15 protein-coding genes and 1 pseudogene are annotated in these 14,989 nt (G+C 74.5%); 9 read left to right on the top strand and 7 right to left on the bottom strand.

The window, feature by feature from the left end; all coding sequences use genetic code 11:
- Positions 1-56: 56 nt before the first annotated feature.
- Together CUT44_RS23960 and CUT44_RS23965 are read right to left on the bottom strand one after the other, a co-directional pair.
- Positions 57-950 (bottom strand): phosphorothioated DNA-binding restriction endonuclease, encoded by an 894-nt coding sequence (locus CUT44_RS23960; protein ID WP_100203991.1) that lies wholly within the window; start codon positions 948-950, stop codon positions 57-59.
- A 103-nt stretch (positions 951-1,053) separates the two neighbouring features.
- Positions 1,054-1,926 carry a hypothetical protein gene (locus CUT44_RS23965; protein WP_233221608.1) on the bottom strand — a complete coding sequence of 291 codons (873 nt, stop codon included), beginning with the start codon at positions 1,924-1,926 and terminating at the stop codon, positions 1,054-1,056.
- Positions 1,927-2,154: 228 nt separating this feature from the next.
- Between CUT44_RS23965 and CUT44_RS23970 the strand changes: the two genes are divergently transcribed.
- Positions 2,155-3,348: a lactonase family protein gene (locus CUT44_RS23970; RefSeq protein WP_158239658.1), complete on the top strand. Its 1,194-nt coding sequence runs from the start codon at positions 2,155-2,157 to the stop codon at positions 3,346-3,348.
- 38 nt (positions 3,349-3,386) lie between these two features.
- The gene (locus CUT44_RS23975; RefSeq protein WP_233221609.1) at positions 3,387-3,902 is read left to right on the top strand and encodes a levansucrase; all 516 of its coding nucleotides are present in this window, start codon (positions 3,387-3,389) and stop codon (positions 3,900-3,902) included.
- A 199-nt stretch (positions 3,903-4,101) separates the two neighbouring features.
- Here the strand turns inward: CUT44_RS23975 and CUT44_RS23980 are convergent, their stop codons facing one another.
- Positions 4,102-4,398 (bottom strand): metal-sensitive transcriptional regulator, encoded by a 297-nt coding sequence (locus CUT44_RS23980; protein WP_100203994.1) that lies wholly within the window; start codon positions 4,396-4,398, stop codon positions 4,102-4,104.
- A gap of 184 nt (positions 4,399-4,582) precedes the next feature.
- On the opposite strand from CUT44_RS23980, the gene CUT44_RS23985 reads away from it, so the two are divergent.
- From CUT44_RS23985 to CUT44_RS24000, 4 genes and pseudogenes are all read left to right on the top strand, one after another.
- Positions 4,583-5,629, top strand: a complete 1,047-nt coding sequence (locus tag CUT44_RS23985; RefSeq protein WP_100204081.1) for an NAD(P)-dependent alcohol dehydrogenase — start codon at positions 4,583-4,585, stop codon at positions 5,627-5,629.
- A pseudogene (locus CUT44_RS23990) lies at positions 5,626-6,427 on the top strand (helix-turn-helix domain-containing protein); the annotation flags it as partial. The gene CUT44_RS23985 and the pseudogene CUT44_RS23990, both read left to right, overlap by 4 nt.
- 213 nt (positions 6,428-6,640) lie before the next feature.
- A complete protein-coding gene (locus CUT44_RS23995; protein ID WP_233221610.1) occupies positions 6,641-7,153 on the top strand; it encodes a tyrosine-type recombinase/integrase in 513 nt (170 codons plus the stop codon).
- Between the two features lie 368 nt (positions 7,154-7,521).
- Positions 7,522-8,172: a class I SAM-dependent methyltransferase gene (locus CUT44_RS24000; RefSeq protein ID WP_233221611.1), complete on the top strand. Its 651-nt coding sequence runs from the start codon at positions 7,522-7,524 to the stop codon at positions 8,170-8,172.
- 24 nt (positions 8,173-8,196) lie between these two features.
- On the opposite strand, the gene CUT44_RS24005 is transcribed toward CUT44_RS24000, so the two are convergent.
- Entirely contained in the window at positions 8,197-8,676 is a 480-nt protein-coding gene (locus CUT44_RS24005; protein WP_100203997.1) for a VOC family protein, read from the bottom strand.
- 292 nt (positions 8,677-8,968) lie between these two features.
- Positions 8,969-10,477, bottom strand: coding sequence for an endo-1,4-beta-xylanase (locus tag CUT44_RS24010; protein WP_100203998.1), 1,509 nt, complete (start codon positions 10,475-10,477; stop codon positions 8,969-8,971).
- 729 nt (positions 10,478-11,206) lie between these two features.
- Between CUT44_RS24010 and CUT44_RS24015 the strand changes: the two genes are divergently transcribed.
- Both CUT44_RS24015 and CUT44_RS24020 read left to right on the top strand, forming a co-directional pair.
- A complete protein-coding gene (locus tag CUT44_RS24015) occupies positions 11,207-11,662 on the top strand; it encodes a tellurite resistance TerB family protein (protein WP_100203999.1) in 456 nt (151 codons plus the stop codon).
- 152 nt (positions 11,663-11,814) lie between these two features.
- Positions 11,815-12,792 (top strand): TIGR03557 family F420-dependent LLM class oxidoreductase, encoded by a 978-nt coding sequence (locus CUT44_RS24020; RefSeq protein ID WP_100204000.1) that lies wholly within the window; start codon positions 11,815-11,817, stop codon positions 12,790-12,792.
- Between the two features lie 40 nt (positions 12,793-12,832).
- Here CUT44_RS24020 and CUT44_RS24025 read toward each other — a convergent pair whose 3' ends face one another.
- Both CUT44_RS24025 and CUT44_RS24030 read right to left on the bottom strand, forming a co-directional pair.
- Positions 12,833-13,189: a VOC family protein gene (locus tag CUT44_RS24025; RefSeq protein ID WP_100204001.1), complete on the bottom strand. Its 357-nt coding sequence runs from the start codon at positions 13,187-13,189 to the stop codon at positions 12,833-12,835.
- A gap of 52 nt (positions 13,190-13,241) precedes the next feature.
- Positions 13,242-14,042 carry a phosphotransferase gene (locus CUT44_RS24030; RefSeq protein ID WP_100204002.1) on the bottom strand — a complete coding sequence of 267 codons (801 nt, stop codon included), beginning with the start codon at positions 14,040-14,042 and terminating at the stop codon, positions 13,242-13,244.
- A gap of 144 nt (positions 14,043-14,186) precedes the next feature.
- Here CUT44_RS24030 and CUT44_RS24035 point away from each other — a divergent pair, with 144 nt between their 5' ends.
- Positions 14,187-14,957, top strand: a complete 771-nt coding sequence (locus CUT44_RS24035; RefSeq protein WP_408646789.1) for an SDR family NAD(P)-dependent oxidoreductase — start codon at positions 14,187-14,189, stop codon at positions 14,955-14,957.
- The last annotated feature ends 32 nt before the right edge of the window (positions 14,958-14,989 follow it).

The following is a 14,989-nucleotide window of genomic DNA, read 5'->3' on the forward strand; positions in this document are numbered from 1 at the left end:
GCGTAGCCGGGGTGGCGGCGCCGTCGGAGTGCAGCCGGCCGTGCGCCGGTCCGCTCTCACACCGCCGTGGCGGGGCGTGGCTCGCCGCGGAAGACCTGACGGAGGTGCCAGTCGCGGTGCGCGGCCGCGACAGGGCGCGTGCCGGACCGCGGGCCGAGGAGCGGACGGCCCGCGAGGGCCGTGACGTACTCGCGGGCGGCGGGGCTGCGGCCGGCGAAGCGCTGCGAGACCAGGACGCGGTGGTCCTCGCCCACCCCGAGGACGCCCTTGTCGAAGAGCTTGTGGTGCAGCGAGCACAGGCACAGCCCGTTCTCGACCTCGTCGGGGCCGTCGAACGCCCACCAGCGCACATGGGCGGCCTCCAGTCCGACCGGCACCGGGCCGAGCCTGCCGTCGTAACCGCAGAACGCGCACCGGTGTTCGTAGGCGGTCAGCACCAGTTCCCGCATCCGCCGGTCCCGCTGCCTGCGCGCCGCCGGGAGGTACCCGGTCCCCGCCGGCTCCAGGTCCAGGCCGACGGCCTCGCACAGCTCGCCGTGGAGGGACGGCGGGAAGTGCAGATCGAGCAGCGAGCGCGCGATCCTGCCGAGCAGCGCCGGCTCGCGCCGCAGCGCCGCTCTCAGCTCCGGTGCGAGCCGTCCGGTGGCACCCGCCCTCCGCAGCTCCCGCACCCCGCTTCCCGGGCTGCCGGGCCCGTGATCGGTGCGCACCTCCCACACACCGTCACTAACCAGGTGGTGGAAGGGATAGGCGGGCGTCGTCCTGTTCGGCGGGCCGTACTCGGCCAGGAGCCGTTCCAGGTCCCCCTCCACGGCGCTGTAGCGCAGGCAGTGCTCCGCGTCCTCCTGGAACCGGCCGAGGGCGTACAGGAGCAGCAGCGGCTTGTGCGGGGCGCGGACTCCGCCCCGGGTCCACTGCCGCAGGTTCGCGGTCCGCTCCAGCCAGTCCATGACGACTGATCGTAGGCGGGCTCTTCCGTCCGGCAGCCGGAGGGGAAGGACACGGGGCAGGTGTTCCGGCGCGCCCCGGCCGACCCGCGCCGGGGCGCCCCGGTCAGCGGCCGCAGCCGACGCGTTCGGTGGACAGCGCCAGGTCGTCCAGGCGCAGGTCGTAGGAGTCGGGGGTGGGGTCGCCCTGGTAGAGCTGCCAGCCGACGCGGACGGTGTCGAAGGCGGGGAAGACGAAGTCCACCGGGTTGCCGCCGTGCCGGGTGGTGGTGACGGTCATGTCGGGCTGGGGTTCGCCGTCGATCCACACCGCCACGCGGTTGTCCGAGGCGTCCATCTCCCACTCCAGGCACGTCCACCTCCCGGCCTCGGCCGGGGCGGACTCGCGCCAGTCGGTCCAGTCGCCCGTCGGGCCGCCGTCGGAGCCGATGCCCCACAGTTGCGTCCCGTCGCCGACGGTCGGCACGTACTGGCCGCCGATCGGCCGCACCACGCTGCCGTCGCCGCGGCCGCCGGCCTCGACCAGGGTGAAGTGGGCCCAGTCGGGCGCGGTGGGGAAGGCGTCGACCTTCACGCGCATCCGCCCGAAGAAGCTGTTGCCCGGCGCGGAGAAGTCGTCGACCTCCAGGAAGGCGTGACCGTTGCCCTCGGTACGCACCCGCAGTACCTGGTCCGGGCGGTGCCCACGGCTCCGCTCGCGCTCGACGGACAGCGCACCGTGCCGGGTGTCCACGCCCCAGTCCAGGCTGGTGCCCGTGCCGCGCGGCAGGTCCTCGAAGTCCTCGCAGAACAGCAGTGCCGTACCGGCGGTGTCGGCGGGGCAGCTGTCGTGCGGACGGTGGCCGGGCCGCTCGTGCGCGGGGGCGGCGGCACCGGTGGCGGCCACCGCGGTGGCGCAGGCCAGGGCGAGGGCGCCGAGCAGGCGCGGTAACCGGCGGGCGGGGGAGGAGGGGGAGGAGGGGGAGAGGGGAGGGCGCATGGATGTCTCCATCGGGTCAGGTCGGAGGGGCGTGCGGCCATGCTGGGAGCGCTCCCACCATGGCCGCCCGGCACCCTACGGCAACCCGCCGCCCGGCACCAGGAGTTGTCCGCGGCGAACCGGCGCCTCCCGGGGCACGCGGTATGTCCTCTTCCCCGCCGGACCACGGTGGTGATTCCGTACGGGGTGCGCACGTCAGCGCTTCCCGGATCACGCGTGGAGGAAAAGATGACGGAACGGCACAGCCATCCGACCCGGCGCACGGCCCTGACCCTCCTCGGAACGGCCGCCGCGGGAGCGGCGCTCGCCCCGTACACCACCGCCGCCGCTCGCCCCCGGCCCGGCGGCCGGCTCGACGGCGGGTTACGCGTCTACCTGGGCGCCTACACCGGCACCGACACCGCCCACGGCATCGGCGTGGCGAGCGGCGACGCCGCCACCGGCGCCCTGACGCTGGAGACGGTCGTGCCCACCGCGGACCCCTCCTTCCTCGCGCTGTCACCCACCGGCCGGGTGCTGTACGCGGTCAACGAGACCGTCGAGGGCCGGGTCTCCGCCTTCGCGCTCGCCGCGGACGGCACCGTGACGGAGGAACTGGGCGGGGCCGCCGCCGGCGGCGACCACCCGTGCCATCTGGCCGTCCACCCCGGCGGGCGCCACCTGTTCACCGCCAACTACACCTCCGGCACGGTCGCCGTCCTGCCGCTGGACCGCGACGGAGTCCCGGGCGACCCCGTCCAGGTGCTGGGCTACACCGGTTCCGGCCCCGACCCGGAGCGGCAGGAGGGGCCGCACGCCCACATGGTGCTGCCCGATCCCACCGGGGATCGGCTGCTCACCGCCGACCTGGGCACCGACACCGTCCACGTCCACCGCTTCGACCCCCGCACCGGAGAACTCGCCGACGGCAGCCGGGCGCCGATGCCGCCCGGCTCCGGCCCGCGTCACCTCGCCCTGTCCCCGTCCGGCCGCACCGTCCACGTCCTGGGCGAGCTGGACTCCACGATCACCTCGTGCGCGTACGACGCCGGCCGGGCGGTCCTCACCCCGGCCGCCACCGTCCCCTTCCTGCCCGAGGGCGCCGACCCGGCCGGCACCACCGCCGCCGAGGTGCTGGTCTCGGCGGACGGCCGCTTCGTGTACGCCTCCAACCGCGGCCACGACCTCGTCGCCGTCCTGGCCGTGGACGCCGCCGACGAGACGGTGCTGCGCCCCGTCTCCCACCACCCCAGCGGCGGGAGCTCACCGCGCCACCTGGCCTTCGACCCCACCCAGACGCTGCTGTTCGCCGCCAACCAGACCACCGGCACCGTCGCCGCCTTCCGGCGGGACCCCGACAGCGGAGGGCTGACCCCGGCGGGAGAGCCGCTGGCCTTCTCCCAGGTGGTGTGCGTACTGCCGGTGGCGGCGGGTACGCCCTGAAACCGGTGGCAGGTCACCCGACCGGGGAGGGAGCGGTGGTGCGGGAGCACACATGGGAATACCTGGCCTGGCTGGAGAGCCGGCTGGCGGCCGACGGCTGCGACCCGCGCCGGGAGGACTGGGCGGGCACGCCCGTTCTCACCGGCAGGCGGGCGGACTTCCGGATCTCCTGGCTGGCGACCAGCCTGCACCTGTTCACCTTCGCCGCCGCCGTTCCCGAGATCACCGCCCCGGCTGTCGAGTCCTTCACCCGCCAGGCGCTGGACCGGGCCCGGAAGCGCAAGGGCGGCCTCCCGCTGGGAGCGCAGACCGGGGTGGCGGTCTTCCCCGTCCTGGTGGGCGAGCGGGTCGAGCCGGCCGCCCTGCGGTGGGCGGGCCGGGGACAGCGGGCCCGGTTCGCCCGGATGGCGCGCCCCGTCGTCGCCGACGCCGGGCGGCGGCGGGTGGCCTTCTTCCGGGGAAGACCTTTCGTGGGGCGGCTCTACGCCTCCCATCTCGTCGAGAAGGGGGAACGCTGGTTCCGGGCCCCGGGGTGGGAGTGGGAGTCCGGCTGACCGCCGGGCCGCCCACCGGGTCAGCCGGATCCGCTCAGGGCCGCCAGGGCCGCGCGGACGGCGGCCACGGTGGTGCCGAAGTCGCCGTCCACCCGGACGGTGCGGTCGTAACCCATCTCTGACTCCCGGGATGCGGTGCCGTGCGGTGGTTCCGGGCTCTCGTCCCCGGACACCCGGGCGGGTACCCCCGGCAGGGGCGTCAGGCCAGGGAGAGGAAGAGCTTCTCCAGCCGGGCCCGCATCCGCTCCCGGTCCACCGCCCCACCGCCGTCCCGGCCGTCCGCGCCGTCCTCGGCCAGGCACTGCTGCAGGCCGGTGGCGATGACCGCGAAACCGGCCCTGTCCAGCGCGCGGGAGGCCGCGGCCAGCTGGGTGACCACCTCCTCGCAGTCCCGCCCCTCCTCCATCATCCGGATCACACCGGCGATCTGGCCCTGCGCCCGGCGCAGCCGGTTGATCACGGCCCTGAGTTCGTCGGCCGCCATCACCAGTTCCACGGCAACTCCTCTCGATACCCCGCCGGGTACCTTAGCCGCCGGCCTCACCCGGATGGCGCAACCCCGCGGTTTCCCGCCGTCCGTGTCAGGTGCGCCGGTGGTGTGTCCCGTCCCGCCGCGGGGGTACCGCGGAAGGACCACGGTCGCTACGGCACCGACCGACGGGAGGAAACACATGTCCCAGATGACAGCGGTACGGATGACGGCCTGGCAGAAATCCCCGGAGGTCGCCCGCGTCCCCGTGCCCGAACCCGGCCCGGGGGAGGTCCTGATCAAGGTGGCAGGGGCGGGGGTGTGCCACTCCGACCTGCACGTGATGGAGTGGCCCGCCGGAACGCTGCCCTACGGGCTGCCCTTCACCCTGGGCCACGAGACCGCGGGATGGATCCACACCCTGGGACCGGGCGCGCGGACGGCGGGCCTGGACGAGGGCGACGCGGTGCTGGTCTACGGCCCCTGGGGGTGCGGGGTCTGCCCCTCCTGCGCCCGCGGCGCGGAGAACTACTGCCGCCGTGCCGCCGAGATCGGCGCCGCCGGCGGCGGGCTGGGCGCGGACGGCGGCATGGCCGAGTACATGATCGTCCCCTCGCCCCGGCTGCTGACGCCGCTCGGCGACCTCGACCCGCGCCGGGCCGCACCGCTGACCGACGCGGCGCTGACCCCGTACCACGCGGTCAAGCGCTCCTTGCACCGGCTCGTCCCCGGCAGCACGGCGGTGGTGATCGGCGTCGGCGGCCTGGGGCACATGGCCGTCCAGCTGCTCAAGGCGCTGTGCGCCGCCGAGGTCGTCGCCGTCGACCTCTCGGCCGAGAAACTCGACCTCGCCGCCGGAGCGGGCGCCGACCACTGCGTGCCCGCCGGGGAGGGGGCCGCCGAACAGATCCGGGAACTGACCGGCGGACTGGGCGCCACCCTGGTGCTGGACTGCGTCGGCGCCGACCCCACCCTGGCCACCGCCGCCGCGGCCGCCGCCCCGGAGTCCGACATCACCGTCGTCGGACTGGCGGGCGGCACACTGCCGGTGCGCTACGGCACCCTGCCGTGGGAGGCGTCGGTGTCGATCCCCTACTGGGGCACCCGGCCGGAGCTGGCCGAGGTCGTCGCCCTCGCCCGTACCGGCCGTATCCGCCCGCATGTGGAGGTCTTCCCGCTCCAGGAGGCCAACGAGGTCTACCAGCGGCTGCGCGACGGCCTGATCGCCGGCCGGGCCGTCCTGGTGCCGGAGGAGTGACCCGCGCGGTCACTCCCCGTGCCGCCGAGCCATGCCGCCGAGCCGTGCCGCGGCCCGGGGAAGAAGGAGGTTCCGCCCGCCATGGGCCGGGCACCCACGGGTATCCGCACCAGGTGAGATCCGCACCCGACGAAGGAGGCGGTGGCCGTGGCCCGCAGAACAGACCGTGAATCGTCCGGTCCCGGTGACATCGGCCGGCGCCTGGCCCTCCAGCGCGAACGGCTCGGACTGACCCGTGAGGAGACGGCGACCCGGGCCGGCATGGCACCGGGCTACCTGGCGTACCTGGAGGAGCACCCGGCCTCCCCGTCCGGCCCCGCGCTCCTCAGACTGGCCGCCGCGCTGGAAACCTCGGTCGACTGGCTGCGGGGCGGAGGCACCGACCTGCCGCCCGGCCGCGGCCCGGCGGCGCACCACCCCCGGCTCGTCGAACTCGGCCCCGAGGACTGCCGCACCCGGCTCTCCTCCCACGGCGTGGGACGCATCGCGGTGACGACGCCCGACGGACCCGCCATCGTGCCGGTGAACTACCTGGTCTCCGACACCGGGATCGCCTTCCGCACCGCGCCCGACGCCACCCCCGCCGCGGCCGTGGGCCACGAGGTGGCCTTCGAGGTCGACCAGGTGGACGAGGCCATGCGGCGGGGCTGGAGCGTACTGGTCGTCGGGCCCGCCCGGACCGCCTCTCCGAAGGAGGCCGCACGGCTCGCGGAGCTGGCCCCCAGCGAGCCCTGGGCGGGCGGCGACCGCGAGCAGTGGGTGATCGTCCGGCCCGACCGCGTCACCGGACGCCAGATCCGCACCGGCTGACCGGCCGGCGGCACCGTACCGCACCGTACCGCCCGCACCCCGCCCGTGTCCCCGAACCGGGGCGCGGGCGGTACGGTGTACAAAAATAATGTGCCAAGCGGTCGACAAAAACCGGCAGAAGAGGGGGAAGCGGTGACAGCGGCGGGGAACGAGGCGGCAACGGCGGACGGTACGGACCGGGAGCGGTACCCGAGACCGACCGTGTCACCCGAGGAGGCCGAGTGGGTGTGGCGGACGCTGGCCTCGCAGGCGATGGAGGAGGATGCCAGGCCGGAGACGGTACGGCTGGCGGTGGTGGTGGGACTGGCCAGGGCCACCGGTGCCCGATACGGGGACCTGCTGCGGTGCACCGTGCGCTCGCTGGACCTGGGGACGGGACGGGTGGACGTCGAGCACGGCAAGCACCGTGTGCCGCGGCGCCACGCGCTGGACAGGGGCACGGTGCTGGTGCTGCGCCGCTGGCTGGACGTCCGCGCCGACCTGTGCGCGGAGCTGGAGGGCTCGGTGCCCGAGGCGCTGCTGCTGACGGTGCACCACACCCACGACAACGGAGTCACGGTCGCGGCCGGGCTGCCCATCACCCGGCAGGGCCTGGTGCTGTCCTGGCGCCGTTTCGTCCACCGCACCAACGCCGCCCACGCCGGGCGGCGCCCGCCGCTGCCCACCCGGTTCGAGCAGCTCCGCCGGGTCTGGAGCGAGGCCGCCGGGCCCTGACGGGCGGCAGGCGTACCGACGAGTACCCCGGTGCGGGAAACGGGCGGGGGATGCTTTACCGTTGAAACGGATGCGGATGCCGCCGGTGGACCGCAAGGTCCCGGTGTTCCCGCATGCCCCGGCCCCGGCCGAGTCTCCCCCGTCTCGGCCGGGGCCGGGGCCTTTCCCTGCCGGACGGCGCGCGCTCCGGTCCTCCCGGTCACCGGGGACCCGCCGTTTCCGGAGGCGTGGGAGGGGGCCGCGGGGGCGGTACGGCGCGGCGGGACCGCTCCGCGAGGGACTCCGGCACACTGGCCCGGGAGAGCGGACCGGACCCGATGGGCCCGGGGACCGCGCGGGCCGGGCGGAGCGCGAGGGAGACGGCGAACGTGGACAGCCGGGCGTGGGACGAGCGGTACGCGGCGACCGAACTGGTCTGGGGCGAGGAGCCCAACCGCTGGGTGGCCCGGGAGACCGGGAGCCTGCCGCCCGGGCGGGCACTGGACCTGGCGGCGGGGGAGGGGCGCAACTCCGTCTGGCTGGCCGCCCGGGGATGGCGGGTGACCGCCGTGGACTTCTCGGCCGTCGCCCTGGAGCGCGGCCGGCGGCTCGCGGCCCGGCAGCCCTCCGGGACCGCCGACCGCGTCACCTGGGTGGCGGCGGACCTGACCGGGTACCGGCCCGAGCCCGGGGCGTACGACCTGCTGCTGGTGGTCTACCTGCACCTCCCCGCCGGGCAGCGCCGTACGGTGCTGCGCCGGGCGGCGCGCGCCGTGGCCGCCGGGGGCACCCTGCTCGTCGTCGGGCACGACAGCGTGAACCTCACCGAGGGGATCGGCGGACCGCGGGACCCCGGGGTGCTGTTCACCCCCGGGGACGTACTCGCCGACACCGTCGGTGAGGCCGTCGGCCAGGAGTCCGTCCCGGATCTGGAGACGGTGCGCGCCGAGCGGGTCCGCCGTCCGGTCACCGGGCCGGACGGCGAGCCGGCGGAGGCCGTCGACGCCCTGGTGCGGCTGCGGCGCCCGCCCGCCCGCTGAGCGCCGTACGCATCCGGCGCGGCCTCACCGTCCGGCGACCTCCCGCAGCGCCCGCACGTCGATCTTCTTCATGCCGAGCATGGCCCTGGTGGCACGCGCGGCCACGTCCGGGTCCGGGTCGGTGACCAGTTCGACCAGTTCCCTGGGGACGATCTGCCAGGACAGCCCGTAGCGGTCCTTCAGCCAGCCGCACTGCGACTCCTCGCCGCCTTCGGTGAGCCTGGCCCACAGCTCGTCCACCTCCCGCTGGTCGGCGCAGTCCACCGAGAGGGAGACGGCCTCGGAGAAGGTGAACTCCGGCCCGCCGTTGAGTGCGCTGAACCGCTGCCCGCCGAGTTCGAAGGTGACCAGTGCGGCCGATCCGGGCTCGCCCGGCCCGGCCTCGGTGTAGCGCTCGACGCCCGTGATCCGGGAGTCGGGGAACAGGGAGGTGTAGAACTCGGCGGCCTCCTCGGCCCGGCCGTCGAACCACAGGCAGGTCGTGATCTTCTTGGTGGGGTTCATGGTGTGCTCTCCCGGGGTGCGGGTGTCGGACGTTCCACAGGGGTGGACCGGCCGGACCGCCGGAACTCATCGCCCGTGGCCGGATGACATCGCCGCCGCCGTCACCGCCGCGCTGTGGTGCGCGGGCCGGCGCGGGAAGCCGGGGAGGAGACCGGGCGGGGCCGTGCCCGGAGGGCCGGTTCCCGGTGTGCCCCGTACCGTTCCCCTGCTTCTGACGGGTGCGGACGTGCCGGTGGCGTGGCGGCTTCGAGCCGCCACGCCACCGGGGACGGGCTGATGGTGCGAGGTCGTGCTAGGAGGCGGTGCAGCTCACCACGCGGGGCAGGTTCCAGTTGCCGTTGGCCATCACGGTGAAGCCGAAGCCGGTGGAGGCCCCGGCGGCCAGTGTGCCGTTGCCGCTGGGCCGCACGGTCATGTTGCTGCCGCTGGTGGAGAAGGAGGCGCTCCAGGAGTTCTGGATCGACTGTCCTCCGTTGAGCTGGACGTTCACCGTCCAGTTGCTGATGGAGGTGGAGCCGGCCCGCACGGTGGCCTGGACGTTGAAGCGGTCGCCCCAGCGCTGCGACTCCTCCAGGGTGGCCGTGCAGGTGGCGTTGCCGGTACCGCCGTTGTTCCCCGCGGTGGTGCCGCCGTCGGTACCGGCGGTCGTACCACCGTTGGTGCCGGCGGTGGTCCCACCGTTGGTACCCGCGGTGGTCCCGCCGTTGGTGGTGCCGCCCGCGGTGGTGCCGGTGCCGTTGTTCAGCACCTCCAGGACGGTGTTGTACGCCTGCTTCTTGTTGTAGTTGCCGTCGAACAGCAGCGGGGTGTCACCCGAACGCCAGGAGTACTTGTCCGTCACGCCCCACACGGTGATGCCGGTGCAGCGCGCGACGTTCAGGCAGGCCTGGACGATCGTGCGGTAGTCGTTGGCCTGCTGGCTGCCGGAGCCGGCGATGTCCAGTTCGGTGATCTGGACGTCCACCCCGAGGTCCGCGAAGCTCTGCAGGGTGGTCTGGAAGTTGCTGGGCACCGGGTTGCCGCTGTTGAAGTGGCCCTGGAGGCCGACGCAGTCGATCGGCACGCCGCGCGACTTGAAGTCGCGGACCATGCGGTACACGCCCTGGGTCTTGGCGTGGCTCCAGTTGTCGGTGTTGTAGTCGTTGTAGCAGAGCTTGGCGTTCGGGTCGGCGGCCCGCGCGGTGCGGAAGGCCTCCTCGATGTAGCCGTCGCCGAGCTTCTGCTGGAAGGGGGACTCGCTGCGGCGGCCGCCGCCGGAGCCGTCCGCGAAGGCCTCGTTGACCACGTCCCAGGAGTGGACCTGGCCCCTGTACTGGCCCATCACCCGGTTGATGTGGTTGTTCATCGCCGAGCGCATGTCGTTCGCGGACAGGTTCTTGACCCAGTCGGGCAGCTGGGAGTGCCACACCAGGGTGTGGCCGCGCAGCATCATGCCCTGGCTGCGGGCGTGGTTGGCGATCCGGTCGGCGGTGGAGAAGTTGAACGAGTTGCGGGAGGGCTCCAGCGCGTCCCACTTCATCTCGTTCTCAGCCGTGATGGAGTTGAACTCCCGGTTGAGGACGTTCATGTAGTCCGACTCGCCCATGCGGCCGGCGGCGATCGCGGTGCCGAAGTAGCGGCCCTGCTCGGCCGCCGAGGCCCCCAGGGTGCTGGCGGCGCTGGCCGAACCGGACAGCGCGGTGAGGGTGCCCGCGGCGGCCATCGCCAGGCCCGCGCCCAGGACCACCGCGTTGCGCAGGGCGGACCGCGGGCGCTTCCGGGCCTGTCTGGGGTCCGCCGGGGTGTGGGGGGTGTCGACCATTGCTTTCCCTTCGTCCTTGCCTGCGGAGCACATGGGGGGATCCACGGGCGGTTGGGGTGTGCCATTCGCGGCTCTCCGGATCCGCCACCCGTATGGAGGAGCAGGGTGGGCGGACCCGGGCGATAGGCAACGATCGATGTGGAGTATGCGCGGTGTACAACCGACCGTCAATGTTTCTTTCCGGAAAGATTCCGGAGCGAACTCCCGTAACTTTTCGCAGGGTTGGAGACTCGGTCAGAGCGAACGGACCTGGTAGCGGGGGAGGTGCATCGGTTGACCCCGGTGTGAGGTGCCGGAAGTTCCGAGATCTTTTTCGAAACTTGTCAGGGGGTGACGGCGGGCACTCGCGCCGGACTCGCCGACACCGCGGGACGACGCGAAGAGGCGGCCGGTCACCCGGGCCGGGACGTCACGCGGCCGCGCCGACGACGAGGGGGAGGGGGACATCGTGGCGCGGCCGTACCGTGCGCGTTCCCGGGAATCCGCCGCCCACACCCGGCCGGCGCCACAAAGGGGTCCGGTTGTTCCCGGCCGGCCCACCGGGGTCCCCGCGCCGCCGGCGCGCAGGCGGGAGGAGGGTCCGGGGAGGGCCCGGGTCCGGCCGGGGAGCCGGCAGGGCACGATGGTCCCCGGAGCCCGGCACGCGCGCCGCCGGTCCTCCACCCACCCAGCGGACGTCCGGGCCGTGACACGCGGTCCGGAACCCAGTGATGTACGGAGAGTGTGTCGATGGCCCTGTGGGACCGTCTCAAGGAATCCGCCCAGGCGATGCAGGCCCAGCTCGAGGAACGGAAGAACGAACTCAGAGGCGGCGCCTTCCGGGACGCAGGCATGGCCATGTGCGCGCTCGTCGCCGCGGCGGACGGCGTCATCGACCCGGCCGAGCGCCGCCGGGTCGGCTATCTGATCGAGCACAACGAGGTGCTGAGGAACTTCCCCGCCGAGGACCTGCGGTCCCTCTTCGAGGACTGGCTGGACCGGCTCGCCGCCGACCCCGAGGGGACCAGGGCCGAGGCCCTGCGGGAGATCGCCAGGGCGCGGAAGAAGCCGGTGGAGGCCCGCGCCGTCGTCCAGATCGGCATCGTCATCGGCGGTGCGGACGGTCACTTCGACCATGTGGAGCGGGTCGTGGTGCGCGACGCCTGCCATGTCCTGGACCTGCCCCTCCACGAGTTCGACCTGTGAGCCGCGGCCGGTGACCCGCCCGGCCGGGCGGGTCACCGGCCGCCCGGCCGCCGCACCTCCCTCCCGTCAGCTCTCCCGTCACCCGTCGGGCCCGTTTCGCGCCGTGCGCGGCGGGCACTCCGAGCCGCACGACCAACCGACGTGAGGGACACATGCAGATCGGCTACAAACTGGCGGCCGAGGCGTTCGGCCCCGCCGAACTCGTCCGGCAGGCGGTCCGTGCGGAGCGGGCCGGATTCGACTTCGTGGAGATCAGCGACCACTACCACCCGTGGCTCGACAACCAGGGCCACTCACCGTTCGCCTGGACGGTCCTGGGCACCATCGCCGCGCGGACCGAGCGCATCGGACTGGCGACCGGGGTGACCTGCCCGACCGTGCGCTACCACCCGGCGGTCATCGCCCAGGCGGCCGCGACGCTGGCGCTGCTCTCCGAGGGGCGGTTCACCCTCGGCGTCGGCTCCGGGGAGCGGCTCAACGAGCATGTCGTCGGGCGCGGCTTCCCGGCGGTGAGCGTGCGCCACGAGATGCTCCGCGAGGCGCTGGAGATCATCCGGTTGCTGTGGCAGGGCGGATACCGCTCCTACGAGGGGAAGCACCTGCGGCTGGAGGACGCGCGGGTCTTCGACCTGCCCGAGGAGCCGCCGCTGATCGCGGTGGCCGCCAGCGGGGAGCCGTCGGCGCGGTTGGCGGCCGAGTTCGGCGACGGCCTGTTCGCCACCGAGCCCAAGGAGGAGATCGTCCGGCACTACCGCGAGGCGGGCGGCAAGGGGCCCGGCTACGCCGAGGTGCCCGTGGCCTGGGCACCGGACGAGCACACCGCGGCGCGGGCCGTGCTGGAGACGACCCGGTGGGCCCTGACCGGGTGGAAGGTGATGAGCGAACTGCCCAATCCGGTCAACTTCGAGGCCGCCACCACCACCGTCCGTGAGGAGGACGTCCTGGGGCAGTTCGCCTGCGGCCCCGACCCCGACCGGTTCACCGAGGTGGCCCGGCAGTACACCGACGCGGGCTTCGACCGGCTGGTGCTGATGAACGCCGGTCCGGACCCGGACGGCTTCCTCGACTTCTTCCAGGAGGAGCTGGCCGGGCGGCTCCGCGCACTCGCCCCGGGCGGCACGGGGAAGTGAGGCACGGACGGGAGCCGTGATGCGAGGGTCCGCGGCGCCCTCAGGTGCGCCGCGGGCCCAGCACGCAGAACTCGTTGCCCTCCGGGTCCGCCAGGACGACCCAGGGCTCCTCGCCGCTCTGCCCCACCTCGGCGCGGCGGGCGCCGAGGGCGAGCAGCCGGGCCACCTCGGCGTCCCGGTCATCGGGCCGGAAGTCCAGATGGAGCCGGTTCTTGACGGTCTTCTCCGCCGCCCCGGTGCCGAAGAGCAGCCCCGGCAGGCGGTCGGGCGCGGGCCGGATCTCGTACTCCTCGGGCGAGTCGTCCACCACCACCCAGCCCAGTGCCTCCGCCCACCAGCGCCCCAGTGCCACCGGGTCCGCCGCGTCCACCACGACCTGCTCCCACTCCAGTGCCATGCCCGGAGCGTAACGGCCGCCGCCGCGGGAGGGCACCCGGTTCGCCGGTGCCTCAGGCGTCCAGGAGGGCGTCCAGCCACAGCCGTTCGCGCCCCTCGATGTACTCGGCGTCGGCGCGCCAGACCGCGCCGTGGCCCGTGTGCCACAGGGTGGTCCATGGCTCGGCGCCGAGGGCGGCCCGCTCCCGCAGGAAGTCGTGCATGGCGCGGGTGCGGCGGCCCAGCAGCGGCACCAGACGGCGCCGCTCGTCCTCGTCCAGGCCGTAGGCGCCGGCGAACGCCCGAAGCCGCCCGGCGGCGTCGGCCCGCTGCCGGGCGGGGTCCGCCGACAGCGGTACGAAGGCGTGGGCGGCGTAGGCCAGGTCCGCCAGCCGGGAGCCGGGCGCGGCACCGTCCCAGTCGATGAACACCCAGCCGTCCCCGCCGTCGTGCACCAGGTTCCACGGGGCCAGGTCGTGGTGGGCGATGATCTCGTCCCCCTCGGCGGGGACGAGCACCCGCCAGCGGGCACCGGGCGGTGGGACGAACTCCGCGGCGGCGTCGTGGAAGTCCCGGATCAGCCGTGCGACGTGCGCCAGTCGGCCGACGGGGTCCAGCAGGTGGAAGCGGTCCGGCCACACGGTGGTGCCGGGAGCGAAGGCCAGTACCTCCCGGCCCCGCTCGTCGACGCCCAGCGGCCGGGGCGCCCCGCGGAAGCCCACCCGGTGCAGATGGGCCAGCAGGGCGTGCACGGCCGGGGTCCACGGTCCGGCCGGGCGGCGTACGGTGTCGCCGACGCGGACGACACCCGCGCTGACGTTCCCGCCGGTCAGCGGCTGTTCCTCCGGGCAAGGGGAGGGGCGGGGGAGCGGCATGCCGGACAGTGTCGCCGTCCGGGCACCCGCGCGCATCCGGATTAGGGTGTGGAGGCCCGACGCCCCCAGGTGAGGAGCCCCGACGTGCAGCATCCCGCCCGCAACGGTCCGGCCGTGCCGCCGGAGCCCCGGACGGCGGCACCCGTGCCCGACTTCCCCGGCAGCGGACGGCGGGTGCTGGTCAGCGGCGCCTCCCGGGGGCTGGGCCGGGCAGTGGCCGAGGCGTTCGCCGCCAACGGCGACCGGGTGGCCGTCCACTACGGCGGCGGCAGGCGGGACGCGGAGACCACCCTGGCGCGGCTGCCGGGCGACGGGCACGTGCTGCTCGGCGCCGACCTGGCGGACGCGCGGCAGACCGCGGAACTGGTGGACGCGGCGGCCGGCGCGCTCGGCGGCGTCGACGTGCTGGTGAACAACGCCGCCGTCAACACCGCGCACCCGCCCGCGACCACGGACTACGACGACTGGTGCGCCGCCTGGCAGCGGCATGTGGCCGTCAACCTGCTGGGCACCGCCCACCTCAGCCACGCCGCCGCACGGCGGATGATCGCGCAGGGCACCGGCGGACGCATCGTCAACATCGGCTCGCGCGGCGCGTTCCGCGGCGAGCCGGACCACCCCGCCTACGGCGCCACCAAGGCGGGGGTGCACGCGCTCGGCCAGTCGCTGGCGGTGGCGCTGGCCCCGCACGGCATCGCGGTGACCTCCGTGGCGCCGGGCTTCATCGACACCGAGCGGGTCGCCCACCGGCTGACGGGCCCCGAGGGGGACGCCTTGCGGAAGCAGAGCCCCTACGGGCGGGTGGCCGCGCCGGAGGAGGTGGCGGCGGCGGTGCTGTGGCTGGCCTCCCCGCAGGCGCAGTGGAGCGCGGGCGCGGTGCTGGACCTCAACGGCGCCTCGTACCTGCGGACCTGACAGCCGCGCGCCCTCCGCCGCGCGCCGCCCGC

It is taken from the genome of Streptomyces carminius, assembly GCF_002794255.1.
Taxonomy (GTDB): Bacteria; Actinomycetota; Actinomycetes; order Streptomycetales; family Streptomycetaceae; genus Streptomyces; species Streptomyces carminius.

Coding starts and splice junctions, on each gene's coding strand:
- CUT44_RS24030 (WP_100204002.1), bottom strand. CDS start 14,042: ATGCCGCTCCCCCGCCCCTCCCCTTGCCCGGAGGAACAGCCGCTGACC.
- CUT44_RS24020 (WP_100204000.1), top strand. CDS start 11,815: ATGCAGATCGGCTACAAACTGGCGGCCGAGGCGTTCGGCCCCGCCGAA.
- CUT44_RS23965 (WP_233221608.1), bottom strand. CDS start 1,926: ATGCGCCCTCCCCTCTCCCCCTCCTCCCCCTCCTCCCCCGCCCGCCGG.
- CUT44_RS23970 (WP_158239658.1), top strand. CDS start 2,155: ATGACGGAACGGCACAGCCATCCGACCCGGCGCACGGCCCTGACCCTC.
- CUT44_RS23985 (WP_100204081.1), top strand. CDS start 4,583: ATGACAGCGGTACGGATGACGGCCTGGCAGAAATCCCCGGAGGTCGCC.
- CUT44_RS24025 (WP_100204001.1), bottom strand. CDS start 13,189: ATGGCACTGGAGTGGGAGCAGGTCGTGGTGGACGCGGCGGACCCGGTG.
- CUT44_RS23960 (WP_100203991.1), bottom strand. CDS start 950: ATGGACTGGCTGGAGCGGACCGCGAACCTGCGGCAGTGGACCCGGGGC.
- CUT44_RS24015 (WP_100203999.1), top strand. CDS start 11,207: ATGGCCCTGTGGGACCGTCTCAAGGAATCCGCCCAGGCGATGCAGGCC.
- CUT44_RS24010 (WP_100203998.1), bottom strand. CDS start 10,477: ATGGTCGACACCCCCCACACCCCGGCGGACCCCAGACAGGCCCGGAAG.
- CUT44_RS24005 (WP_100203997.1), bottom strand. CDS start 8,676: ATGAACCCCACCAAGAAGATCACGACCTGCCTGTGGTTCGACGGCCGG.